Source organism: Bartonella sp. AA9NXGY, assembly GCF_042196845.1.
GTDB lineage: Bacteria > Pseudomonadota > Alphaproteobacteria > Rhizobiales > Rhizobiaceae > Bartonella.
Window position 1 is genome coordinate 1 of record NZ_JBHIRB010000020.1, and the last position, 24,324, is coordinate 24,324.

General features: G+C 37.4%; 19 protein-coding genes, 3 tRNA genes and 3 pseudogenes. 12 read left to right on the forward strand and 13 right to left on the reverse strand.

All coding sequences use genetic code 11. The features are described 5' to 3' along the window. The 4 genes and pseudogenes from ACFIM6_RS08265 to rpsL all read right to left on the reverse strand — a co-directional run. A pseudogene (locus tag ACFIM6_RS08265) lies at positions 1-76 on the reverse strand (elongation factor Tu); the annotation flags it as partial. Positions 77-138: 62 nt separating this feature from the next. Further along, positions 139-2,223, reverse strand: coding sequence for an elongation factor G (gene fusA / locus ACFIM6_RS08270; RefSeq protein WP_375612439.1), 2,085 nt, complete (start codon positions 2,221-2,223; stop codon positions 139-141). Positions 2,224-2,247: 24 nt separating this feature from the next. Then, positions 2,248-2,718, reverse strand: a complete 471-nt coding sequence (rpsG, locus tag ACFIM6_RS08275) for a 30S ribosomal protein S7 (protein WP_273791452.1) — start codon at positions 2,716-2,718, stop codon at positions 2,248-2,250. Between the two features lie 18 nt (positions 2,719-2,736). Continuing rightward, positions 2,737-3,108, reverse strand: a complete 372-nt coding sequence (gene rpsL / locus ACFIM6_RS08280) for a 30S ribosomal protein S12 (protein ID WP_005773262.1) — start codon at positions 3,106-3,108, stop codon at positions 2,737-2,739. A 488-nt stretch (positions 3,109-3,596) separates the two neighbouring features. On the opposite strand from rpsL, the gene xth reads away from it, so the two are divergent. The 5 genes from xth (at position 3,597) to ACFIM6_RS08305 (ending at position 7,780) form a co-directional block, all read left to right on the forward strand. Continuing rightward, on the forward strand, positions 3,597-4,379 hold the full coding sequence (xth, locus tag ACFIM6_RS08285; RefSeq protein WP_375612440.1) for an exodeoxyribonuclease III: 783 nt from the start codon (positions 3,597-3,599) through the stop codon (positions 4,377-4,379). A 124-nt stretch (positions 4,380-4,503) separates the two neighbouring features. Then, positions 4,504-5,409, forward strand: a complete 906-nt coding sequence (locus tag ACFIM6_RS08290) for a transporter substrate-binding domain-containing protein (RefSeq protein WP_375612441.1) — start codon at positions 4,504-4,506, stop codon at positions 5,407-5,409. Between the two features lie 141 nt (positions 5,410-5,550). Next, positions 5,551-6,303 carry an amino acid ABC transporter permease gene (locus ACFIM6_RS08295; RefSeq protein WP_375612442.1) on the forward strand — a complete coding sequence of 251 codons (753 nt, stop codon included), beginning with the start codon at positions 5,551-5,553 and terminating at the stop codon, positions 6,301-6,303. Positions 6,304-6,305: 2 nt separating this feature from the next. After that, positions 6,306-7,022: an amino acid ABC transporter permease gene (locus ACFIM6_RS08300; protein ID WP_375612443.1), complete on the forward strand. Its 717-nt coding sequence runs from the start codon at positions 6,306-6,308 to the stop codon at positions 7,020-7,022. Between the two features lie 11 nt (positions 7,023-7,033). Then, positions 7,034-7,780, forward strand: a complete 747-nt coding sequence (locus ACFIM6_RS08305) for an amino acid ABC transporter ATP-binding protein (RefSeq protein ID WP_273791447.1) — start codon at positions 7,034-7,036, stop codon at positions 7,778-7,780. Positions 7,781-7,882: 102 nt separating this feature from the next. Here ACFIM6_RS08305 and ACFIM6_RS08310 read toward each other — a convergent pair. From ACFIM6_RS08310 to ACFIM6_RS08335, 6 genes and pseudogenes are all read right to left on the reverse strand, one after another. Further along, positions 7,883-8,673, reverse strand: a pseudogene (locus ACFIM6_RS08310) (tetratricopeptide repeat protein). Between the two features lie 1,041 nt (positions 8,674-9,714). Beyond that, the gene (locus ACFIM6_RS08315; RefSeq protein WP_375612444.1) at positions 9,715-12,438 is read right to left on the reverse strand and encodes a valine--tRNA ligase; all 2,724 of its coding nucleotides are present in this window, start codon (positions 12,436-12,438) and stop codon (positions 9,715-9,717) included. 137 nt (positions 12,439-12,575) lie between these two features. Further along, positions 12,576-13,130 (reverse strand): DUF2497 domain-containing protein, encoded by a 555-nt coding sequence (locus tag ACFIM6_RS08320; RefSeq protein WP_375612445.1) that lies wholly within the window; start codon positions 13,128-13,130, stop codon positions 12,576-12,578. Between the two features lie 253 nt (positions 13,131-13,383). Then, positions 13,384-14,676 (reverse strand): TolC family outer membrane protein, encoded by a 1,293-nt coding sequence (locus ACFIM6_RS08325; RefSeq protein ID WP_375612446.1) that lies wholly within the window; start codon positions 14,674-14,676, stop codon positions 13,384-13,386. Between the two features lie 66 nt (positions 14,677-14,742). Then, complete coding sequence (locus ACFIM6_RS08330; protein WP_375612447.1) at positions 14,743-15,417, reverse strand: protein-L-isoaspartate O-methyltransferase; 675 nt, start codon at positions 15,415-15,417, stop codon at positions 14,743-14,745. Between the two features lie 220 nt (positions 15,418-15,637). Continuing rightward, positions 15,638-15,711 (reverse strand) — tRNA-Cys (locus ACFIM6_RS08335). A 184-nt stretch (positions 15,712-15,895) separates the two neighbouring features. On the opposite strand from ACFIM6_RS08335, the gene ACFIM6_RS08340 reads away from it, so the two are divergent. After that, positions 15,896-15,970, forward strand: a tRNA-Asn gene (locus tag ACFIM6_RS08340). Between the two features lie 1,426 nt (positions 15,971-17,396). Here ACFIM6_RS08340 and ACFIM6_RS08345 read toward each other — a convergent pair. The 3 genes from ACFIM6_RS08345 to ilvA form a co-directional block, all read right to left on the reverse strand. Next, complete coding sequence (locus ACFIM6_RS08345; protein ID WP_375612448.1) at positions 17,397-18,779, reverse strand: DEAD/DEAH box helicase; 1,383 nt, start codon at positions 18,777-18,779, stop codon at positions 17,397-17,399. Positions 18,780-19,069: 290 nt separating this feature from the next. Continuing rightward, positions 19,070-19,600: a hypothetical protein gene (locus ACFIM6_RS08350; protein WP_375612454.1), complete on the reverse strand. Its 531-nt coding sequence runs from the start codon at positions 19,598-19,600 to the stop codon at positions 19,070-19,072. Between the two features lie 35 nt (positions 19,601-19,635). Next, positions 19,636-20,913, reverse strand: a complete 1,278-nt coding sequence (ilvA, locus tag ACFIM6_RS08355) for a threonine ammonia-lyase IlvA (protein ID WP_375612449.1) — start codon at positions 20,911-20,913, stop codon at positions 19,636-19,638. Between the two features lie 146 nt (positions 20,914-21,059). Here ilvA and ACFIM6_RS08360 point away from each other — a divergent pair. The 6 genes and pseudogenes from ACFIM6_RS08360 to ACFIM6_RS08385 form a co-directional block, all read left to right on the forward strand. Further along, positions 21,060-21,145: transfer RNA gene (locus tag ACFIM6_RS08360), tRNA-Leu, on the forward strand. Positions 21,146-21,759: 614 nt separating this feature from the next. Continuing rightward, positions 21,760-21,987 carry a hypothetical protein gene (locus tag ACFIM6_RS08365; RefSeq protein ID WP_375612450.1) on the forward strand — a complete coding sequence of 76 codons (228 nt, stop codon included), beginning with the start codon at positions 21,760-21,762 and terminating at the stop codon, positions 21,985-21,987. A gap of 699 nt (positions 21,988-22,686) precedes the next feature. After that, complete coding sequence (locus tag ACFIM6_RS08370; protein WP_375612451.1) at positions 22,687-23,100, forward strand: hypothetical protein; 414 nt, start codon at positions 22,687-22,689, stop codon at positions 23,098-23,100. 4 nt (positions 23,101-23,104) lie between these two features. Continuing rightward, positions 23,105-23,398 carry a hypothetical protein gene (locus ACFIM6_RS08375; RefSeq protein ID WP_375612452.1) on the forward strand — a complete coding sequence of 98 codons (294 nt, stop codon included), beginning with the start codon at positions 23,105-23,107 and terminating at the stop codon, positions 23,396-23,398. A 171-nt stretch (positions 23,399-23,569) separates the two neighbouring features. After that, positions 23,570-23,882 (forward strand): annotated as a pseudogene (locus tag ACFIM6_RS08380) (hypothetical protein). A gap of 128 nt (positions 23,883-24,010) precedes the next feature. Beyond that, positions 24,011-24,324 (forward strand): type II toxin-antitoxin system HicA family toxin (locus tag ACFIM6_RS08385; RefSeq protein ID WP_375612453.1); only part of this gene is annotated, 314 nt, incomplete at its 3' end.

The window sequence follows — 24,324 nt, forward strand, 5'->3', positions numbered from 1 at the left end:
TCTTCCCATGATCAACGTGACCAATCGTACCAATATTAACATGCGGTTTTGTTCGTTCAAACTTGCTCTTCGCCATTTGAGCTCTCCATTTTCCGTCCAAGCCAAGGACTAAGTTAAAAATTAATTACCAACCTGAAATTATGCGTATTTCTTTTGAATCTCCAAAGCAACAGCTGAAGGCACAGGCTCGTAATGATCAAACTGCATTGTATACTGCGCACGCCCCTGACTCATAGAGCGAAGAGTATTCACATAACCAAACATATTTGCCAAAGGAACCATTGCATTCACAACCGTTGCAATGCCGCGCGCTTCAGTTCCTGAAATCTGTCCCCGACGAGAATTGAGATCACCAATAACATCACCAACATAATCATCTGGTGTAACAACTTCCACCTTCATGATCGGTTCAAGAAGCTGTGCACCAGCCTTCTTTGCCCCATCACGAAAAGCCGCACGAGCAGCAATCTCAAAAGCCAAAACTGAAGAATCAACATCGTGATAACCACCATCAATGAGAGTCGCTTTTACACCAAGCATAGGAAAGCCCGCAAGAGGACCTGACCCCATAACACTCTCAATCCCTTTTTGGACACCAGGAATATATTCTTTAGGAACAGCACCACCAACAATCTTTGACTCAAAAATAAAGTCATCACCATCATGAGGCTCAAAAATAATTTTCACACGAGCAAATTGACCTGCACCACCCGATTGTTTCTTATGCGTATAATCAATTTCCGCCATTTTAGTAATTGACTCACGATAAGCAACTTGAGGCTGCCCAACATTTGCTTCAACCTTAAACTCACGCCGCATACGATCAACAATAATATCAAGATGAAGCTCACCCATTCCAGCTATAATAGTCTGACCAGATTCCTCATCCGATTTAACACGAAATGAAGGATCTTCGGCTGCTAGACGGTTAAGAGCAATACCCATTTTTTCTTGATCTGCTTTTGTCTTCGGTTCAATTGCAATCTCAATAACAGGCTCTGGAAATTCCATCCTCTCCAAAATAACAGGCTTCAAAGGATCACAAAGAGTATCCCCTGTTGTCGTCTCCTTAAGTCCTGCAAGAGCAACAATATCACCAGCAAATGCTTCTTCAATATCCTCACGAGAATTTGAATGCATTTGAAGCATACGCCCCAAACGCTCTTTTTTCTTTTTCACAGTATTCTCAAGAGAAATACCTTTCTGAACTTTACCTGAGTAAATACGACAGAACGTCAATGAACCAACAAAAGGATCATTCATAATTTTAAAAGCAAGCATAGATAACGGAGCATCATCAGAAGATTCGCGTGTCGTCTCAGCCTCAGTCTTTACATCAATACCCTTAATCGCCGGAATATCAATTGGAGAAGGAAGATAGGAAACAACAGCATCCAAAAGTGGCTGCACCCCCTTGTTTTTAAAAGCCGTACCACAAAGAACCGGATGAAACTGAACTTCTACTGTCCCCCTACGAATGAGAGAAACAAGCTGCTCGTTGGTTGGCATAACACCTTCCAAATAAGCCTCTGTCGCAGCTTCATCAACCTCCACAGCCATCTCAATCAATTTCTCGCGATATTCTTCAGCTTTCTCCTTTAAATCAGAGGGAATTTCACTTATCACTGCCGAGGCACCAATAGAACCATCCCACTTTAAAGCCTTCATTTCTACAAGATCAACAACACCTTCAAAGTCATTTTCAGCACCAATCGGCAACTGCAAAACAAGCGCTTTAGCACCTAACCGAGAACCAACCATCTCCACACTACGATAAAAGTCAGCTCCTATTTTGTCCATTTTATTAACAAAAACCATACGAGGCACGCGATACTTCTCAGCTTGCCGCCAAACAGTTTCCGTCTGAGGCTCCACACCAGCATTTGCATCCAACAAGGCTATTGCACCATCAAGAACACGCAAAGAGCGCTCAACTTCAATCGTAAAATCAACGTGCCCTGGCGTATCAATAATATTAAAGCGACGCTTCCGACCGTCTTGCCCTTCCCAAAATGTCGTTGTCGCAGCAGACGTAATCGTAATACCACGCTCCTGCTCCTGCTCCATCCAATCCATTGTAGAAGCACCATCATGGGTCTCGCCAATTTTATGATTCTTACCGGTATAGAACAGAATACGTTCAGTCATCGTAGTCTTACCAGCATCAATATGCGCCATAATACCAAAATTACGATAATCTTCAATTTTATATTCGCGAGCCATTATATTTGCCTTAGTTTAAAACTTCTACCAGCGATAGTGAGAAAAAGCACGATTAGCTTCAGCCATACGATGAACATCTTCACGCTTTTTCACGGCAGAACCACGATTATTAGCCGCATCCATCAATTCACCAGATAAACGCTCAACCATCGTCGTTTCATTCCGACCACGTGCCGCCGCAATCAACCAACGAATAGCAAGAGCCTGACGACGATCAGGACGAACATCAATCGGAACTTGATAAGTAGCGCCACCAACACGGCGTGAACGAACCTCAATGTGAGGAGCAACATTCTCTAAAGCTCGATGAAATAGAGCCACAGGATCTGTTTTTACTCTTTTTTCCACAGAATCGAGCGCACCATAAACAATACGCTCTGCAACTGATTTTTTACCATCAAACATAATGGCATTCATAAATTTCATAATAACCAAATCACCAAATTTTGGATCTGGATTAATCTCACGCTTTTCTGCTCTATGACGACGGGACATTGGCTTTGTCTCTCAATATTATTTTGGACGCTTCGCGCCATACTTTGAACGACGCTGTTTACGATTCTTGACACCCTGCGTATCAAGCAAACCACGAATAATGTGATAACGAACTCCTGGCAAATCTTTCACACGACCACCACGAATCATTACAACAGAGTGCTCTTGAAGATTATGTCCCTCTCCAGGAATATAACCAATCACCTCAAATCCATTCGTCAAGCGAATTTTAGCAACTTTACGAAGAGCAGAATTAGGTTTCTTCGGTGTTGTTGTATAAACACGCGTACAAACACCACGCTTCTGCGGATTCGACTGCAGAGCAGGAACCTTATTACGTTTAACTGGCGCCACGCGCGGCTTGCGAATCAACTGGTTTACGGTAGGCATGCAACCTTCCTCTTTTCGATCTACATTCGTCTCACCCAATCGGGCTTTTCTATTTTTATTTCTATCCACCCCAACAAAATCGGAGCAGATATCTAAGTCTACACACAAAATCGGGCATACCTGTACAAAACAGTTTACCCGACCATAAGCAGAGAAGGCAATAGCCTTTTGCACTAGCATTTGCTTTTAATCTTCTTAACACCTGTGAATAATTTTCCGGCTCATATCCAAAACACCTGATTACATCCACATCGGTTATGTTCATTTCTAATAGCGAGAACACGTACATTCGTCAAGAACTAAACAGCAGAAAGTTTTTAAAAATGAAAATAAATTAAATTTTAAAGCTTTAAATTTGCTTTTACCGCTACTCTTGATAAATTAATTTACCATAGTAATATCCCCTATAAACAAAAAAACAGCGATGTGACTGTAGTAAAACATAGCAGTAAATTGAATTGCATATTTGATATCTAATGATGAGCACCATGAAAATAGCAACGTGGAATATTGCTGGAATAAAAGCGCGACATGAAACATTATGTCAATGGCTGCAGCAAAGCCAACCGGACATAGTCTGTTTACAGGAAATTAAAAGTATTGATGAAAATTTTCCACGCGATACAATTGAAAATTTAGGTTACCATATAGAAACACACGGACAAAAAAGTTTTAATGGCGTTGCGATTCTCTCTAAAAAAACACCAGATGAAGTGATCCGTCGATTACCAGGCAATGATAATGATAAACAAACACGTTACATTGAAGCTGTTTATTCAACAAACAAAGGTGTTGTTCGTGTTGCATCTCTCTATTTGCCAAATGGGAATCCTGTTGAGAGTGAAAAATATTCCTATAAGATAGAATGGATGGAAAGATTATATACACATGCAAAATCATTGCTTGCGTATGAAGAACCTCTTATTCTAGCAGGTGATTATAATGTCATCCCCACTCCATTAGATGCAAAAAAACCTCAAGAATGGTATCAAGATGCCTTATTTCTTCGAGAAACAAGAAAAGCATTCCAACGTATTCTTCATTTAGGTTTTTATGATGCTATCCGGAATGTCACCGATACTCCCTCCTTCAGTTTTTGGGATTTTCAGGCAGGTGCCTGGCCTAAGAATAATGGGATTCGCATTGATCATTTATTATTATCACCAGAAGCTGTTGATCAATTAATTTGCGCTCATAGCCAAACAGAAGTAAGGGGATATCAAAAACCATCCGACCACGTTCCTGTTTGGATTCACCTTAATATCAATTAAGAAAGTAAAATCCTCATTTCATGAGACAACAAAAAAATTCTACTCAAAAATAATAACTATGCTACAGCATATAAACAGTATATCTTAAGCAAATAAAATAAAAATAAATGAATGGAGGACATAAATGAAGAAATCATTATTAATGCTTATTGCAGCAACGGCCATTGGATTCTCAAGTTTCGCGCATGCTGAACATGATACTCTTGAAAAAATAAAACGAACAGGGGAAATTACTTTAGGTGTCCGTGAATCATCTGGTTTAGCCTACGCCCTTGGTAATAATAAATATGTAGGTTTTCATACAGAAATGGCAGAACGGATCATTGATGATATCTCAAAAAAAATTGGTAAACCAATTAAAGTTCATTATCTTCCCATCACTTCTCAAAATAGAATTCCTCTCTTAAAAAATAAAACCTATGATTTTGAGTGCGGCTCAACAACACATGATATTGCCCGCAGTAAAGAAGCAGCATTTGCTTATACGACATACATTGAAGAGGTTCGGATTGCTGTAAAGAAAAACTCTAACATTAAATCTCTTGAGGATTTAAATGGAAAAACAGTTGCAACGACCACCGGTACAACATCTGTTCAACTTATTCGTAAAAATAAACGTGCAAAAAACATTCAGTTTAAAGTTTTAAAGGGGAAAGATCACGGAGATAGTTTTTTATTATTAGAATCTGGTAAGGCAGATGCTTTTGTCATGGACGCTTCAATTCTTGCTGGACATATTGCTAAATCAAAGAATCCATCTGATTATGTCATTCTTGATACTGTACTTTCAGTCGAACCTATTGCCTGTATGCTCAGATTAAATGACAAAAAATTTGAACAAACAATCAACGATAGTATCGTACGTCAGATTAAAGATGAATCACTGGAAAAGCTTTATAATAAGTGGTTTATGAAACCGATCCCACCTGCTAACACTGTTATGAACCTTCCCTTATCAAAACAAACAAGATATGCTTGGGATCACCCAAATAATAAGCCTCGAGAAAGCTACGCAGAAAAAGATTTATAGAGTTTAATAAAGAAGAACCACACTCTTTTGAAATTGAGTGTGGTTTATATTTTAATTCACTTTTTAATAAATCTGGACTATGTAGATGCGCGTGGTTTATTGTCCTATTTGTGAATGACTAATTTGAGGGAATATCAATTAATGGACTTTTCTTTCCTTTGTAGAGATGACCTTACTCAAACATTGGTAACAGGATGCTTGGGAACTCCCGGCGTAAGTCATACCTATTTAGATACACTTCTCGATGGCTTAAAAAATACAATTATATTGTCTATCACTTCACTTATATTAGCTGTATTGTGTGGTGTTATTATAGGAACAATGCGCACTTTACCCAAAACATCCATAATCAATTATATATTTCGCACTATCGGTACTATTTGGGTAGAGATTATGCGTAATATTCCCCTCCTTGTACAAGTGTTTTTGTGGTATTTTGTTGTTCCGAAGATTTATCCACCAGCGATGAAATTTTCCCCCATTCTCTTAATAACATGCGCATTGGGATTCTTTACATCTGCACGCATTGCTGAACAGGTTCGTTCAGGCATTGAAGCGATTCCTTCTGGACAACGCTATGCTGCTATGGCAATGGGATTTACAACTTATCAAAGTTATCGCTATATTATACTACCACGTGCTATACGTGCAATTATGCCACCTCTTACTTCAGAAGCAATGGGGATTGTGAAAAATTCATCTATAGCATTCGCCGTTTCAATAAATGAGCTCATGCAATTTCAATACCAAACAATTGAAGAAGTAAGCCATGTTTACGAAAATTATTTGCTTGTTACGATCCTTTATATTCTAATAGCCTTATTCGTATTCATTGTGATGACAGTCATTGAACAAATACTCAAAATTCCTAATTTTCAAACAAAGGGAAATTGAATATGGTGAATTTCATAAGCTCTCAGTTTGGACTTTATTTTCCTTTCAATTTTTCCGACTTTGATTTTTCCTTTTTTACCTTTGATGTATTTCGTTCTTACATTTTATCAGGTTTACTCTTTAGCGTTTTTCTAACTCTTTTTGCAACGGTATTGGGGTTTGTTTTCGGCACACTTTTAGCAATGATGCGCCTTTCTTCCATAAAACTTCTTTCTTGGTTTGCAATCAGTTACATAACAGCTATGCGTTCAATACCACTTGTGATGGTTATCTTATGGTTTTTCGTGCTTCTGCCTTTTTTAACTGGTATATCCATTGGTGCAAATAAATCAGCACTCATTACCTTTACCGCATTTGAAACGGCTTATTTTGCTGAGATTATGCGTGCTGGAATCAATTCAGTTCCGCAAGGACAAAAATATGCAGGACAAGCTCTTGGAATGACATATTGGCAAAGTATGTACATTGTCATTCTTCCTCAAGCCTTTAGAGATATGCTTCCAGTCTTTTTAACACAAGTTATTATCCTTTTTCAGGATACAACCCTTGTTTATGCCATCAGTGGTCATAGCCTTTTGAATGGTTTTGATATTGCTGCTAATAATTTTGGTGTAAAGCAAGAAGCTTATATCTTAGCAGCTATTTTCTATTTTGTTATCTGTTTTACACTGTCACAAATAGTTTTGTATTTACAAAAAAAAGTATCCATTATTCGCTAACAGGAAAAAAAATGTCTACTCATATGATCGAAATAAAAAATGTTTCTAATTGGTATGGCGAAATTAAAGTCCTTAAAAACTGTACAACCAACATTAATAAAGGAGAAGTCGTTGTCGTTTGTGGTCCATCAGGCTCAGGAAAGTCAACACTCATTAAAACTATTAACGCTCTCGTCCCTTTTCAAAAAGGTGAAATTTGGATTAATGGAATACCAGTTCATTCAAAAAAAACGAATCTGCCTAAATTGCGAAGTCAGGTAGGAATGGTGTTTCAACACTTCGAGCTTTTCCCCCATTTATCTGTCACAGAAAATTTGACAATTGCACAAATCAAAGTCCTAAAACGAAGCAAAAAAGAAGCACTTGAACGTGGATTGTTATATCTTGAACGCGTTGGACTCATTGAACACAAAGATAAATATCCTGGTCAACTTTCTGGAGGGCAACAACAACGTGTTGCTATTGCACGTGCTTTAACTATGGATCCACTTGTCATGCTTTTTGATGAACCAACATCTGCTCTAGATCCTGAAATGGTAGGTGAAGTACTCGATGTCATGATTAGCTTAGCAGAAGAAGGTATGACGATGATTTGTGTAACCCATGAAATGGGATTTGCACAAAAAGTCTCGGAGCGTGTTATTTTCATAGATCAAGGAACAATTCTTGAAGACTGCTCATCTAAAGAGTTCTTTTCTGATCCGCAAGCAAGAAAACCAAGAACGCAAGAATTTTTGTCTAAAATCCTAAGTCATTAGCCGTTAGATTATCAAAAAAAGCTATCTTTACTATGAACTTGTATACAAGAAAACAGAGTTTAATATAAGATGAGAGAATGTAAAAATATTACAATCAGATGTTTAAAAACTGTTATTCTTTAAAATCTCAGCAACCAGTGAAATTGCTGTACGTCTCTCAGATTCATTACAAAGAGCAAAAGCCTCTTCTTGCAAAGGGTGAATCCAATTTTTGTCTTTATACGTTAGCTTTTTTATAGGCAGCAGTTAACATTGCTGCCCCACGGACAATTTTTCTTTCTTTAAGCAGTATATTTCCAAGCATTGCTTGGGCAGAAGGATTTCCTTTTTTTGCTGAAAGTTTAAACCATCGTGCTGCTTGTATAAGATTCTTCTCCCTTCCCTCTCCCTTTAAAAATATTTTTCCTAAATGATACTGAGCTTTAGGATTTCCATAGTTTACCACAGCCTGCATATAAAGATGAGAAGCATAAGAAGGATCAGGTTTCACAGGTGATTGAGGAATACCTTTTTATATATCCGGCAAGTTTAATCAATGCGTCAGAAACATAACTTTCATCCTCTAAACCAAGATCAGCACCTTTTTCAACAATATATGCAAAAAAATTATATGCCTTATAATCATTTTTAGGGACACCATCACCGTTTGCATAGATAGAGCCAAGTTTCCAATTCGCACCAATATAGCCTCTCTTAGCAGCACAACGTAATGCTGCAATAGCCTGAGTTATATGCCCATTTTTATAAACAGACATGCCACGTTTTAAAAAATAAAACGAACCATCATTCGCTTCTTGCAAGCTATTGACATCTATTACATAAACAGTCGAAAAGAATCCCTCTAAAATCACAACAATCGTGACTTTTTTCCATATCTGAAACCTATTAACCATTCCCCCTACCTCAATTTTAATGATTATATCTGTTACAAATTTCTTTGTAGATATTTAAACTCTTTTTCTTAGTAAGAAGCATACGCAATTTTAAAGTAAAAATTTTAAAAGAAAAAACAAATAGATAAAAACCATCCAATAGGATTTATCGATCTTAAAATTTTATACGTATGAGCAAAAATCGTTCAATAGAATAACGTGCATTAAACAGCAACTTGAGAACGAAGAGAATACATGATGAATGGTAAACGTTTGAGTATAAAAAACAATACGAAAGATGGATAAATATAATGATGATAGTTAACTTATAACTTCACGACTGCCTTACCACCTTAAAGATGAAGTTTTTTGCCTCCGTCAATCTATAAACAATACAGCTTTTTGTTTAACGGATTGCACCTAACATCATTTCACATGGGGTTACTTCATACTTTACACACAAGTTCTACCTCAGAATACTCACCACTACATACAAAAATACCACATGTGTAATTTTACATGCCTTATATTGCTACTCTAAATGATGATATTTTACAGAAATAAAACAAGATATTGATTTATAATGATACTTTACCATTTTGCATGTTGAATGAGGACCTCGAATATCGTAAGATTCTCTCATTCCAAACCTGTTCCATGTTAAATCAATCAAAACCATCCGCTTGCACATTACAAGTAGAGAGAGCTATGTGGATAAAAACTCTGTGTAAGAAAGAACTAAAAATGCCTCTTACGAACGGTTTGAGCTAAGGGTTGTCCGGATATTGGACAGAATGGTGCCCCCAGCGCTTGTTACTTCACAAGCATAAAGAAGGGAAGCTCAATGGATTTACCGTTATACCATTCATGATCTACGTCGTGGAATAAGCTTGGATGCCTTAAAAGATGTCTCTTTAATGATAAACATAAAACAATGGATTTCAGTAGAGATTTTATGATCGTTCATGAAAAACTAACAAAAGAAAAAATTTCCTTTTAAAGAAGATCTATACTAGCCCTACTGGTATGCAATTATCTATCAAAAAAAATAAAAAGTTGAAATCAATCTAACCGCTCTAAAGCAACAAATATTTTTTTCTGCGCTGCACGCAGTTCTACAACCCTATTCCGCTCACGCTCAACAATTTCTGCTTTTGCATTTGCTATAAATTGGGGGTTGTTTAACTTAAGCGATATTTTTTCAATATCTTGTTCAATTTTACTGACATCCTTCCTCAAACGAACACGTTCAGCCTCCAAATCAATCAACTGTCCTAATGGTAAACAAAAAACAGCCTCTCCCAAAATCATTTGTGCTGATACTTCCGGAACTTTATCAGAGAAATCAATAACTTCAATACGCGCTAATTTTTTAAGAAGTGCATCATAACGCTTCACACGCTCTCGCGTTATTTCCCCTCCTTCGACAACAACAAGAGGTGCTTGTGTAGCCACTGGAATATTCATTTCAAAACGTACAGAGCGAATCCCTGTGACGACATCAATAAGCCAATTAATATCATCAGCAGCTTCTTCATCTATCAATGTTTCCTCTGGCCATTTTGTCAATGCGAGCATATCCTCACGCTTGATGGCTTGCGTTTCTGTAAGAGACCACAACTCTTCCGTCATATAAGGCATAAAAGGATGAAGAAGTTTATAAACTTCATCTAAAACCCAAGCAGTACAAGCTTGAGCCTCATTTTTAGCATCTTCATTTTCCCCCTGAAAAATAGGTTTGAGAAGCTCCAAATACCAATCACATAATGTATTCCAAATGAAACGGTAAAGAGTGGCAGCAGACTCATTAAATTTATAGTGTTCAATACCAGTCGTAACTGCTGAAATTGTTTTAGATAACTCTGTTAAAATCCAACGATTAAGCGCCAATTTTGCTTGTTCTGGTTTAAAAGCTGGATCATGCTTCACACCATTCATCTGTGCAAATCGGGTAGCATTCCACAATTTCGTAGCAAAATTACGATAACCAGCAATACGGGAAACATCAAGTTTTACATCACGACCTTGTGCTGCCATAATAGCTAAAGTAAACCGAAGTGCATCAGCACTATATTGATCAATAAGCTCTAAGGGATCAATAATATTTCCCTTTGATTTTGACATCTTTGCACCCTTTTGATCCCGTACAAGAGCATGCACATAAACCGTTGGGAAAGGAACGTCACCCATAAAGTGAAGTCCCATCATCATCATACGAGCAACCCAGAAAAAAATAATATCAAATCCTGTCACAGATAAAGATGTTGGGTAAAAAGTAGATAATTCAGTCGTTTTATTTGGCCATCCTAATGTTGAAAAAGGCCAAAGAGCTGATGAAAACCAAGTATCTAAAACATCCGGATCACGGATTAATTCAACAACCTCACCATAATGAGCAAAAGCTGAATCTAAAGCCTCTTTTTCACTTTTTTCAACAAAAACCGTTCCATCAGGACCATACCAAGCAGGAATCTGATGTCCCCACCATAATTGGCGAGAAATGCACCAAGGTTGAATATTTTCCATCCAATTGAAGTACGTCTTTTTCCAGTTATCTGGAACGAACTGCGTTTTGCCTTGTTGAACAGCCTCTATCGCTGGCTTTGCTAATTCAGCAGCATGAACATACCATTGATCTGTCAAAAAAGGCTCAATAGGGACACCACTGCGATCTCCATGAGGAACCATATGGGTATGATCATCAACAGAAGCTAAATATCCCTGTTCTTCCATCAAAGAAACAATCTTCTGGCGAGCAACAAAACGATCAGATTTATCGAGATTTTCTACTAACATTTTTAATTCATCTGATAAAATCAAACCATCGAAAAATGCTTCATTTTCACGAAGAAAAATCTCGGCTTGCTGGGTAAAAATATTGATCAAGCGTAAATGATTACGCTGTCCTACTTCAAAGTCATTAAAGTCATGAGCCGGTGTGATTTTTACAGCACCACTTCCAGCCTCAGGATCAGCATGGCTATCACCAACAATTAATAACCTACGACCAACAAGCGGCAAAAGAGCATTTTTACCGATAAGATTTTTATAACGCTCATCTTCAGGATTAACAGCAATTCCTGTATCACCAAGCATTGTTTCTGGTCGTGTTGTCGCCACTGTTATATAAGTTGTCGCATCATTTGGATCAAAAATTTTACCTTCAAGTGGATATCTAAAGTGCCACAAATGTCCTTGAACTTCTTTTTGCTCAACTTCAAGATCTGAAATAGCTGTCAACAATTTAGGATCCCAATTGACGAGGCGCTTATCCCTATATATCAACCCTTGCTTATAAAGCGTGACAAAGACTTCACGAACCGCCTGCGACAACCCCTCATCCATTGTAAACCGCTCACGCGACCAATCACATGAAACCCCAAGGCGACGCAACTGGTTTGCAATAACGCCTCCAGTTTCATAACGCCATTCCCAAATACGCTCAATAAACTTTTCTCTCCCCATTTCTTGACGCGTTGGCTCTTGACGTTCTGCAAGTTGACGTTCCACAACCATTTGCGTAGCAATCCCAGCATGATCCATACCAGGCTGCCACAACACATTTTTGCCACGCATCCGCTGAAATCTAACTATTATATCTTGAATTGTCGTATTGAGCGCATGCCCCATATGAAGTGAGCCTGTAACATTAGGAGGTGGAAGCATAACGCAAAAAGGTTCTGCATCGCTTTTAGAACCAGCTCCCGCTTTAAAAGCCCCACGAGTCTCCCATCTCTTTGCAACCCGTTGCTCTATAGAGGAAGCATCATAGTTTTTTTCTAACATTCTATCCATCCATAACGCCGCTGAAAAACACAATATACGATCAAAACCTGATCAGAATCTCGTGAATCTCAGCCATTCACTAGAGAGCTCGCAAAATCGCAAACAAAATCCCCATAAAATGAAAAACATAAAAATAATTAAGACGATTTTTTAATCGCCTTCACAATCTCTTCACGCAAAATATCTTCCAGCAAAATAGGCAATTTAGACTGTAACCATTCTGCTATAGCCGGACGCAACACATCCTTTGCAATCTTTTCTGCAGAAGAAATACAATATGCAGACAATTCCACATGACCATCCCTTCCAGCGTCTGACTGTGATTTCCTTATCTCATCTTCATATTCTTTTGCTTTATAAACAGAATTCCGTTCTTCAGAAGAAAGCTTCATCTTTTGCATATCCATACCAACTGTATTATTTTCTGCCTCTATATCCTCTTTCTCTTGCGTTATCTTCCCTCCTTGATTTTCAGAAGAAAGACCAATACGATCAGCTAAAGCTTTCATAGCATCATCAACCGATAAGGTTGTATCATAAATACCCTCGGATGCCACTTCTGAAGCATTCACTGCAACATCTTCATTTAAAAAGTGATCAGATTGAACCGCATTTTCTTCGATTATTTCACGAATAGATGTTAAAATTTCATCCATACTTGGCTCACGTAACACGCTTGAACTCTGTACCATACTTTACAACCTCTCAAAGACGCAACAACAAATAGAATCACATTTTCAGTGTATGCAAAAGAATTATAAGATCAACATGCCTCCTACGATATTTTCAAATATGCTTGTCATAAAGAGGGCGCTACACACAGTTTTCTACACTTAGTAAAAATAATATCTCGCCGCAATATCTTTCAACATATTCAACTGTTGATTTACTAATCTTTTAAAAACTAAAATAATTTAATAAGATTCAAAGAGATACTTTTATGTATTATCGGATATATTTAATTGTTTTTAAACCTAAATAACTTGCAGTCAATTTACCAATAGAAGATTGAACACTATAGCTCGCCACAACAGCATTACGCTCTGCCATTGCAAGCGCAATCTGAGCATTAATCAATAGAGTACGAGAATTTAAAACATCCAGCGTCGTTGCTTGCCCTACGCGATTTTCTTGAACACGACCTTTCAGAGCAATTTCAGCAGCACGAACACTTTCACGGTAAGCAACCACAGATGAGCGTGCGCCCTCCAACTGAAACCAAGCAGAAGTCAGTGCTTGCCTCGTATTACTATGCGCCAAATCGAGTTGAAGCTGCGCCTGTCCAAGCTGTTCCCTTGATTGGCGAATTTGCGCAGATGTACGCCCTCCTTCAAAGATTGGGACACTTACTGACAACCCTACAGATTTAGAAACGCCATCTTCTCCAACCCCGCTGTAGATTCGATTATAAGATGCTGTTGCAGAAAAATCAACTTTAGGGAGCAATGCCCCTTCTTTCGCCTTTACATTATAAGCACTCGCATCAACTAAATATTTAGCATAAAGGATTGCTGGATGCATCACAACGCTCATTTGGTAAGCCATATCAAGGTTGACGGGAAAATCTTTGGCTAGAGGTGGGCGTTTTAACTTTTCAGGATCAGAACCAATAACTTGTCGATACACTGCCTCTGCTGCTTTTACATCAGAACGAGCAAGACTCAGCTCTGAAACCGCCACGGAACGTGCAGCTTGAGCTTGAGCAAGATCAACATGCCCTCCTTCACCCACATCAAATTTTGCTTTATTAGAACGAACTTGTTCCTCAAGAGCTGCCAAATTTTCTCTCCGAAGATCGGCAACACGACGTGCGTGATAGACATTAGCATAAGCGGTCACCGCCTCTAGAAACGTATTTTGTTCAACATTACGAAGATATTCACGCTGAGCCTGCAACTTAACTTGAGCTGAAGAAAAGATATTTTGCGTGATAAAACCATCAAATAATCTTTGATTTAATCTCACTCCTATAGATCCAGAAGTGACATAAGGACCTGTAAAAGACTTATTGCGCCCATAGTTCCCAACCCCCTCAACTTGTGGCAATAGCCCCGATCGCGCAATGACAACATCATCACTGGATATACGCACAGCTGCACGTTCACTATTCAACTTAGCATTATATTTATAAGCCTTAGAAAAGGCATCCATCAATGTTTCAGCACAAACAGTCTCTGATAGTAAAACACTCAACACCAGCAATAAACACGCCTGAAACTTCTTGTTTACTCTAAACATAATACACACAATAACAAACCCCAAATAAATTACAAAATTATCTTTTATTCACAAAACAAACAAGCACTAAAACACAAAACCAAGTGTTTTGAAAAAACAAGGAAGAGGCTTTACAGCGAGATTAAAAGCACGACGAGCCGAGATGATCCCATCTTCTTTTATATAGATTTGTGCAACAGCAGCATTTCCATACCCTTCAACCACCACAAGACGTCCACAGTCTTTCATTTGATCAAAGATACCTTGAGGAATAAAATCAACAGATCCCTCAATGAAAATCACGTCATAAGGTCCCTCAACAGCATATCCTTGCTCTAATGGACCATGAACGACAACCACATTATCACATTGATTACGTTCTAAAGCTTCAAGAGCACATTCAAAGAGAGATTTATTACTTTCCAGCGCAATCACAGACCCTGCAAGTTTTGCAAGCAACGCTGCACAATAACCACTATTTGCACCAATATCTAAAACAACATCTGATGATTTTAAAGCGGCAAGCTGTAGTAATTTCGCTAGAGATGCAGGTTTCATCAAATAGCGTGCAGGAATCCCATCTTGCTCTGGACATAGAACAATATCGGTATCAAGATAACTTAACACTTTCATATCTTCCGATACAAAATCTTCACGAGACACCGTTAAAAAGGCTTCAAGAACTGATAAATCCGTTACATCGACTGTACGAATTTGATTGTCAACCATTTTGCGACGAAGCTCAGCAAAATCTGCAACCATAACGAATATTTTCTCCTAACCTACAAAAAACAAACAAAACAGCGACAATAAGGGATAAAGATCTCTTAAACTATGGGCGTTACAAAAAAGGATGCTACAGTCAACAATTAGATTTTAACTGTATAATCTCTCATACAAAAGTGTCTTCACAAGAATAGAGGGAAATAATCTATTTTCCTATACCTCATCTCCCTTAAAAGCCGTTTCGTTTAAAATCGGCTGGAGGCCTCGCCCGGAATCGAACCGGGATACAAGGATTTGCAGTCCTCTGCGTAACCATTCCGCCACGAGGCCTCGTCAACAAACATAAAGGTCTCAATAAGGGAAGGCAACGCATCCGTCAAGGTGTAGAAATCTTCTCTCGCCTTTTTTCCTCTTATTACACAATTTATCATATTTTTTTAAAAAAAGTAATTTTATCCTTTGCAAATCAGTATTGCTTTGCTATAGCCTTTTCAACGAGATGATTGGGCACCGTTCCCCGGTAGCTCAGCGGTAGAGCAACCGGCTGTTAACCGGTTGGTCGCTGGTTCGAATCCGGCCCGGGGAGCCACTTTTCTTTTATTCCACGTAGTTTATTTGTAGCTTGCCAGCAGGTTTTGTATAATTTGCCACTAGGTTTTGTACCAATTTATTTTTTTTCTAAAGTTTTTAGACATGAGGGATTCGTTAATAAAAGTAATGGAATAGGATTTTTGCAATAAAGTAGAAACGCAATATCCTACGGGATGTGTTTTTTGCAATGAACGCAAAAAGCGATTGATTCATTTTAAATACTTTTTTCAAACTACCGCGCCTTTATAAGAGGACACTGCAATTATTTGCACATTATAAATTACGATTTCTTTCATCAGAGATGAATTATTAAGCTCCATCAGCAATGAATCGGTCTCATATATTTTTTTCCAAAGAAAGAATGATTTGTACTCAATAAAGAAATTAAACTTAAAAACCTGCTCATGAAGCAATTATTTTGAAAAATGAAAGAAACAAAAATCAAGGTCATATATTATCTCCATACACCCCACATAACCTCCTCCCCATCCTAAAAGCAAAAAAACATAAAACAAGTCTGTAAACACTCCGACGTCTTATCTAACAGGTTATTTCTCCTGCTAACCACTTCAACGCTTTACAAACAACCTTGCCTTGTTCACCACACTGTCATAAAACATTTAATACATAAAATCTTATAGGCTTTATATCCCCCAAATACTTTATATCCCACAAATAATAGTTTTACAGTAAAAACCAAGATAACGAGCTAAATTGTTAAGAATCCTGGGAAAGCCTTCAGAAATCATGACATTCTCGCTATTGTATTATGCAGTCACATGCTTTTTTAAAGAGATATCTCTTAAATCCGCCAGGACTCTTTCACAATGACACCCCCGTAAATGGTATAAAATGAAATCGATTGATCAGCCCCATCTTTATTTATAATAAAAGCCATACCATCGTACTATTTTCCAACTCTCAATCTCAGCAATCCCCATTGCCTTGGAAAGAGTTTATAAAAATTATTTTATTTATTTTTCAAATGATTATCTATATGACAACTTCACACATAACGTGCAAGCGAATACTTTTGATTGATCCGCATAAATAACTTCAAAATGAAAAAAATACGATATAATGAATTATTCAATATATAAAACAATGAGTTATTATTAGACATCAATTTTAAAAATTAAAAGTTATCATTAAAGATAAAACACATCCTTTATAAAAATAGTTTTATATAAATAAAATCTACTTTTATTCCCATTTAAAAAAATAGGAATAAAGCAAATAAATAATTGCCTCTACAATAAAGATTTTTAATAAATCCAAAAAGTTAGAAGTTTTCATTTCTAAAAAATGAAAACCTCTAAAGGATCTTCTTACTTTGACAAGAGTATTTTATAGCTCTTTTCAATTGAGAATAAATCAACAAAAGTAAAAAATCTCCAGTACATGATCTTTTTTCAAGACTTTATCTAAGCAGCCCTCTTAACTGATTTTCGAAAACGAAGAGGCTTTGCACGCTTTACTACTGTTTTTGCTTTTTTATACCTCTCATTTTGAGGTGAAGAATTCTTCCGCTGCAACTGTGCGGTATCATCTTTTCGACCTAAAAACTGTTTTTGGCGTTTAGATTTTTTAAAACGGCGTTCCTTATCGTTTTCTTTTTCTTTACTTTCTCGTACAATTGGCTTTTCTGGAAACGCTGCAAATTGTTCTGGAACAGCCTCAGCCACCAATTTCATACGAATCAAGCGCTCTATAGCACACAGGCGGGACCTTTCTACCTTCTCATCAAAAAGCGTAAGTGCTACACCAGATGCGCCATTACGTCCTGTACGACCAATACGATGTACATAACTTTCAGCTTCATCTGGTAAGTCGTAATTAATAACGTGGCTTATCCCTGGTATATCAATACCGCGTGCAGCAATATCTGTTGCCACTAGGATCTGCACAGATCTTTCACGAAAAGCTTTTAAAGCAGACTGGCGAGCACCTTGTGATTTATTTCCATGAATTGTTGCGACTAAATATCCTACCTTTTCTAAACTACGTGTGACAGCATCTGCCCCATGTTTAGTTCGAGTAAAAACAATAACCGAATCAAAAGCTGGATTTGTCAAAAGTTTACTTAAAACATTCTTTTTTTCATTCGTAGGAACACAATATAATTTTTGGCAAATCTCTACAGCCGTAGTACCTTGAGGAACAACTTCAATTTTAACCGGATCATTGAGTAAACATTTTGCAAGCACAGCAATTTCCCTCGGCATTGTTGCAGAAAAGAGTGCTGTCTGACGCTCTTGATGCAAAAGCTTTGCAATTTGCTTAACATCATGAATAAAACCCATATCCAACATACGATCTGCTTCATCCAAAATCAAAAAACGAGATTGGGAAAGATCAACACACTTTTCACGAACAAGATCTCTCAAACGCCCTGGAGTCGCTATCAAAACATCCACACCTGCTTCCATACGTTTAATTTGTTTTAAACGTGATACGCCCCCAAAAATAAGACATGTTGAAAGATGTGCTCCTTTCGCCGTAGTGCGAATCGTTTCATCAATCTGCACAGCAAGTTCACGCGTTGGAGCTAAAATCAAAGCGCGTGCAGTTTTAGGGCAGCGTTTATCACCTAAAGCCAAAATCTGACTTAAAATAGGCAAACTAAATGCCAAGGTTTTTCCAGAACCTGTCTGAGCAACACCTAAAATATCGTGTCCTTTCAACATAACTGGAATAGCTTGTTCTTGTATAGGTTTAGGTTTACTCATCCCAGCAATGAGTAAATTTTTAATCAAAAGAGTAGGCAAACCTAACTTTGTAAAAACATTTTCTTCTTTTATAGGCAAAATAAAATCTTTCCTTAGCTGAAGAACTCAAAAGAAGTAACCATCTGAACTCTCCACTCAAGAATCCGCGCAAGAGAAATCCCTGACATTTTAAATGAAGCAACGCCTAAAAAGCGGCTTGCGCAACTCATGAACACCTTGAAATCAAGATAAAGGCGTATAAACTTCACTTTACAAAAAGCCAACAAACCAGCCTAAATGCCTTCATCTCTATTATCTTTGGATTATGATAAAAAAGCAAGAACTTTACGAAATACATTTATCATGAATAAAAACAATATTTAAATCGTTTACTTTTTGATGATTGTGTCCATCGGTAAATGTACCTTGATAAAATCAGGATAAATCTCGAGAAAAACTGGATTTTGTAAAGTTTTTTGACCGCCATAAATTAAATACCATTGTGTTTTATCAAAAATCGCCAAAGTTTTATATTGAATGATGCGATCTTTCATCTCAAGAACTGTTGGAATTAAAGCATACAAAGTACCGTTATCAGTTTGTAAATACTCTATATTTTCTTTATCTAAATAATAAGCACCAGAAGGCACCCCCTCAAATTTCTTATGCAACTGTTGAAGAAAATCACTACGTAAAGCACTCTCTGTTGTATTCAATCGATGTGCCATCTCTTTATAAAGCCGCTCAGGCATATAACGAGAAATGGGCATAAAATCCCCATTTTTTATAGCATTATTGACATCAACAACGACTCTTGAAAGTTCATCTTTTTGTACTATTGTTGGCTGAGATGCTAAACTCTGTTGATTAACAATCAAAAAGAAAAATAGACTCAGCACCGAATAAAAAATAGGTCTCATCATTATACTTCTTGTTTTAGTAAAATTTTAGTTTCTCAAATAACAAAATCAAATAACGTTTGATCATCAGTAATATCACGATAACGCCAACCTAACGCTTGAAATTTTTCCTCTAAAAGACAAAAATTACCGTATTTTTTTGTTTCAATCGCAACCAATACAGAACCAAAGTTTCTCGCTGACTTTTTAAGATATTCAAAACGTACGATATCATCATCTGGTGATAATGTGGAAAGAAAATGACGCAATGCACCAGGATGTTGCGGAAAACTAAAAATAAAATATTTTCTCAACCCTTGGAAACGTAAAGAACGCTCTTTAATTTCTGGCAAACGCTCAAAATCAAAATTACCTCCTGAAATAACGAGAAGAATTTTTTTCCCCTTTAACTCTTGAGGAGGAATACTGTTAAGCGCATCAATCGATAAAGCACCAGCCGGTTCAAGAACCACACCTTCAACATTAAGCATTTCAACCATCGTAGAACAAACGCGGTTTTCAGGAACCGTAATGACAGAATCAGGGGGAAATTGCTTTAGAATTGTATAGTTTAGAGCACCAATTTCAGCCACAGCAGCACCATCTACAAAAGTGTCAATGCTTTCAAGCTTGACGCGTTTTCCACTCTCCAAACAAGCAAGCAAACTTGCAGCTCTTTGCGGCTCAACAAAACGAAGCTTTGTTTTCCAACCATATTCATGTAAAAACTTGCTCACTCCACTTGCCAAACCACCACCCCCTACCGGCACAATCATCAAATCTGGCTCACTTTCTCCATTGAGTTTTTTCCATTGTAAAGCTGCTTCACAAAGCACTGTTGCCTGCCCTGTAATAATGCGAATATCATCGAAAGGTGGAGCCATTACACCACCGCTCTCTACGACAAAGGATTGCGCAGCTTCATAACATTGATCAAATGTTTCACCAACCAAACGAATATCAATGAATTCTTTACCAAAAATACGTGTTTTTTCAATTTTTTGTTGTGGCGTTGTCATAGGCATGAAAATCACGCCTTTACGTTTAAAATAACGACAAACAAAAGAAACCCCTTGCGCGTGATTCCCCGCTGAAGCACAAACAAATGCAGAATCTGGTGATATACAGCTAAGCATTTCTGAAACAAAATTGAAAGCACCACGAATCTTATAAGACCGCACCGGTGTTAAATCTTCACGCTTTAAATAAATTTCTGCATCATACTTTTGACTAAGAAAATCATTTCTTTGAAGTGGTGTTTCAGCAAACACGTGATGCAATCCCACCATAGCTTTTGTGACGTCTTGAATAAATTGACTCATAACACTAATCATTTCATACTTTATTTACATTATAAAAGCTTTTTCTATCGATAAAGGAAACTATTGTCAGTCAAAATTTCACTAAAAAATGAAAAATGTTTCTTTTGTCATTAATTCTTGATTCAATAAAAGATATAGCTTATGAGAGAAATCACATCGCGGACGTGATGAAAACGGTAAACATAGCAGACTTAAAATCTGCCGGTCGAAGACCTTGCGGGTTCAAGTCCCGCCGTCCGCACCAGATTATCTTAATCTCTCTTATTTTCCAATGATTTATTAAAAATCAAAAAAAATTAAAGCACCTTCTAAACCACCTTTCGTAACTTTATTATAACGCTATAAGACGGCACCGCGGTGGTACTAAAATACGAATCATTGCTGCTTTTTGAGGTACCTTTTTAGCACTTTGACCTCCTCCTCGTCTTTATAGGATGGAGAGGCAATCAATATTGCTAATTTGGGATTGGCTTATACCCTTCATGACTCTTGTAAAACGACGCAAAAGCTCAGAAAAGAGATAGATGCAAAAGACAAAATAATAGATAAAGAAGCTGAAATAATACGTGCACAAAAAGATGTGATTCAAAAACAAGAAGAGTTAATTCGAAAATCAACTGCTTCTAAGATTATTTTTCCTCGAATGGCAGTAAAAAATTGGCCCAAAAGTAGTTTCAAGTACTTTCTCACGACCATTTTTTCAAGACAGGCAATCACAACACGCTCTGTCATAGCGCACATATAAATACGCAACAGCCTTCATGGGGGAAGATGATCATCAATACACAAACCGTTCTCTGCCTTGATCTAGATCTAAGACAGGCTGGGCGATTTCTCGTGTAGACAGCAGTATAACAAGTGGCACTTGTCAATTTTGATTTTTTTCGTTTTCAAGGCGATAGTAGGCGCTATTTGCGTTTTCAGCAATGGCTTACAAAAATGAAGATCACAACAGATAAAGTCAATGCCTCACAAGAAAAGATGATTAAGACGGTGTGTGCAAAAGAATACAATCCAAAAGATGACAACGAAGCAAATGCTTTAGCAATTTTATATTTAGTTAAAGAAGGGAATGCGCATGTCTAATGCAATACCATGGATAAGATTCCTTTTGAATGACTGGAACAGTGAGATAGATGGAATGACATGAGAACAAAGGGGCATTTATATAACGCTTTTCATTCGCATATATGACAAAAAAGCACCAATTAAAACAGATTTTGAAATGCTTGCCCGCGCTTGCAATTGCTCGCAAAAAAGTTTGCAACTATTGTCGAATATCTCATAAAGAATGGTAAATTTCTTGAGAAAGATAATGGTTTGTCGAATACGCGCATTGAAGAAGAGCTAAAAGATTTTACTGATAAAAAAGCGCCCATATCGCAAATTCATAGTGAGGCTTGAAAAAAGGTGTACAATAAAAAACGCTATAAAAAACATTTTAATGATTTTGCTGAAGCAAACGCTAAGCAAAATCAAGCTATAAAGAACCAGAATAAGAATATATATAAACTAAAACTATCATTTTAGCAAAAAAACTGCTTCTGAAAATTTAGAAACAAACGAACAGGTTGACGAACCAACATAGGTTGCTGCTGTTGAGACCACATCAGAGCAAATCGAAACGGGTGTAGAAAACCAACCTTCCATTCACGAGCAAGAGAACATTACGAAAAAGCTAAACGGGTTAGAAATGACAGTGGCTGTCGTACCCCTGATAATTTCGAACCTGTTTATGATTTCGCAATCGAAGAGGGATTTCCTCCAGAGCGTATCAAAGCCGAAATGGCAAAATTTCGAGATTTTTGGAAAGCTAGAACAGGCAAAGATGCACGCAAAACGGATTGGAAAGCAATGTGGCGCAACTGGGTGCAAAAAGCTATCGAGGATTTAGAGAACGGAAAAAACTATGGAAATCACTCTCAAAGGCAAAAAAGTGTAGATGAACGCATCTCAGACAGTATCCTTGATATCGAGCCTCGAGGTCACTTTGAAACACATTCACGAGATGATAACTCTGGAGTTTCCTTTAGTTTTGAAAAGTGGCAAGCATTGACACAACAGCAGGAAGCGATTGCCTTAGAAGCGTGTGATCAACTTCACGAATTGTTTTCAATAAAAGTGAGTAAAGAGGACATAACCAAGGCAATTCGGATGCTTTCGGTGTGGTTTAAAAATTTCGCAACAGACAGATCATGAAGGTATGGCGCTTACCTATGGAATGGTTTTGGAAAGTGTTTCTGCGTGGTCACTCATAAAAACGGTTAAACGGATTTTATGCGATGAGTTAGAAGGTTTATCGGATACGTTTTTTCCAAGCACTCGTGAGTTAGTAAGATTATGTCGTGATTTGGAAAATAGTCTTTTGACGAAAGCCAATCTTGTACACCAGGCTGTTTTGAACACCCGTGAAAAAAGGCTGAAAGAAAAGGCAATGAGAGAGAATTCAAGACCACTCACGTTGGTTGAAAAGCAAGTGAAAAACATTGCAGGTTAGCAAACTAGTGAAAATTGCTGATCGTTTTGTGATTGGATGTGCATTTAAATCGACAAAATGGCACCGTACAGAGTGATTTAAAGATTTTATGATAAAAAACCTATCATATAAAACGCTCTGTACGGTCAAATTTGAGGCAAATAGACAAATTTGTAAAATTAGGATTAAAGCATGTTCATTTTAAAACATCTATTCTTAAAAAACCGTAAACAACCCATGCGAAAGAGGTTTGTTGCAACGGCAGTGGGTATGTCCCATGGGGGATGGGACAGAGGAGTATTTTTACAACCTCTACGAATACGAAGACGGTACAAAAGAGTGTGAAAAGTTTGATGGTGATCAGTATTACAAAACACCTAAAAATGCGGATTTTAGTACCAAAGCGCAAGTAAAAGCATGGGTTTACGGTGGTGATATTCCGAAAAGCATTCTCAATTACGAACCTCTTATAGACGAAGATCAACAGAGAGATAAAAAATATTGACTTTATTCAGAGTATATTGCGTATTGCTCTAAATGCGCTTCATAAGCATTTTAGCCGTTAAAAAAGAATTGACATCAGATGAAAAATCATTAAAATGTGTATATATTTACACATTATGAGTTTAGGGAATGGAACAAGATAGCCGAAAAATCATTGCAAAATTAAAGCGTGATGGCTTTGAACTTGTCAAAGTAAAAGGTTCTCATCATAAATTAAAAAAAGATGGTAAGGTTGTTATTGTTCCACATCCTAAAAAAAAATCTTCCGATTGGTACAGCACGTTCTATCGCACAACAAGCAGGTTGGTTAAAAAAAGGAGAAGAAAAATGAAAAGATTTTTTGCTCTTGTTCATAAAGATGAAGATTCTGCTTTTGGTGTTCAGTTTCCTGATTTTGAGGGACTTTTTTCTGCTGCTGATGAGGAAGAAAATTTAATCGCAAA

Excerpts from the sequence above, each read along its gene's own strand:
- fusA (WP_375612439.1), bottom strand. The coding sequence starts at position 2,223 with ATGGCTCGCGAATATAAAATTGAAGATTATCGTAATTTTGGTATTATG.
- rpsG (WP_273791452.1), bottom strand. The coding sequence starts at position 2,718 with ATGTCCCGTCGTCATAGAGCAGAAAAGCGTGAGATTAATCCAGATCCA.
- rpsL (WP_005773262.1), bottom strand. The coding sequence starts at position 3,108 with ATGCCTACCGTAAACCAGTTGATTCGCAAGCCGCGCGTGGCGCCAGTT.
- xth (WP_375612440.1), top strand. The coding sequence starts at position 3,597 with ATGAAAATAGCAACGTGGAATATTGCTGGAATAAAAGCGCGACATGAA.
- ACFIM6_RS08290 (WP_375612441.1), top strand. The coding sequence starts at position 4,504 with ATGAAGAAATCATTATTAATGCTTATTGCAGCAACGGCCATTGGATTC.
- ACFIM6_RS08295 (WP_375612442.1), top strand. The coding sequence starts at position 5,551 with ATGGACTTTTCTTTCCTTTGTAGAGATGACCTTACTCAAACATTGGTA.
- ACFIM6_RS08300 (WP_375612443.1), top strand. The coding sequence starts at position 6,306 with ATGGTGAATTTCATAAGCTCTCAGTTTGGACTTTATTTTCCTTTCAAT.
- ACFIM6_RS08305 (WP_273791447.1), top strand. The coding sequence starts at position 7,034 with ATGTCTACTCATATGATCGAAATAAAAAATGTTTCTAATTGGTATGGC.
- ACFIM6_RS08315 (WP_375612444.1), bottom strand. The coding sequence starts at position 12,438 with ATGTTAGAAAAAAACTATGATGCTTCCTCTATAGAGCAACGGGTTGCA.
- ACFIM6_RS08320 (WP_375612445.1), bottom strand. The coding sequence starts at position 13,130 with ATGGTACAGAGTTCAAGCGTGTTACGTGAGCCAAGTATGGATGAAATT.
- ACFIM6_RS08325 (WP_375612446.1), bottom strand. The coding sequence starts at position 14,676 with ATGTTTAGAGTAAACAAGAAGTTTCAGGCGTGTTTATTGCTGGTGTTG.
- ACFIM6_RS08330 (WP_375612447.1), bottom strand. The coding sequence starts at position 15,417 with ATGGTTGCAGATTTTGCTGAGCTTCGTCGCAAAATGGTTGACAATCAA.
- ACFIM6_RS08350 (WP_375612454.1), bottom strand. The coding sequence starts at position 19,600 with ATGAGACCTATTTTTTATTCGGTGCTGAGTCTATTTTTCTTTTTGATT.
- ilvA (WP_375612449.1), bottom strand. The coding sequence starts at position 20,913 with ATGATTAGTGTTATGAGTCAATTTATTCAAGACGTCACAAAAGCTATG.
- ACFIM6_RS08370 (WP_375612451.1), top strand. The coding sequence starts at position 22,687 with ATGGCAAAATTTCGAGATTTTTGGAAAGCTAGAACAGGCAAAGATGCA.
- ACFIM6_RS08375 (WP_375612452.1), top strand. The coding sequence starts at position 23,105 with ATGGCGCTTACCTATGGAATGGTTTTGGAAAGTGTTTCTGCGTGGTCA.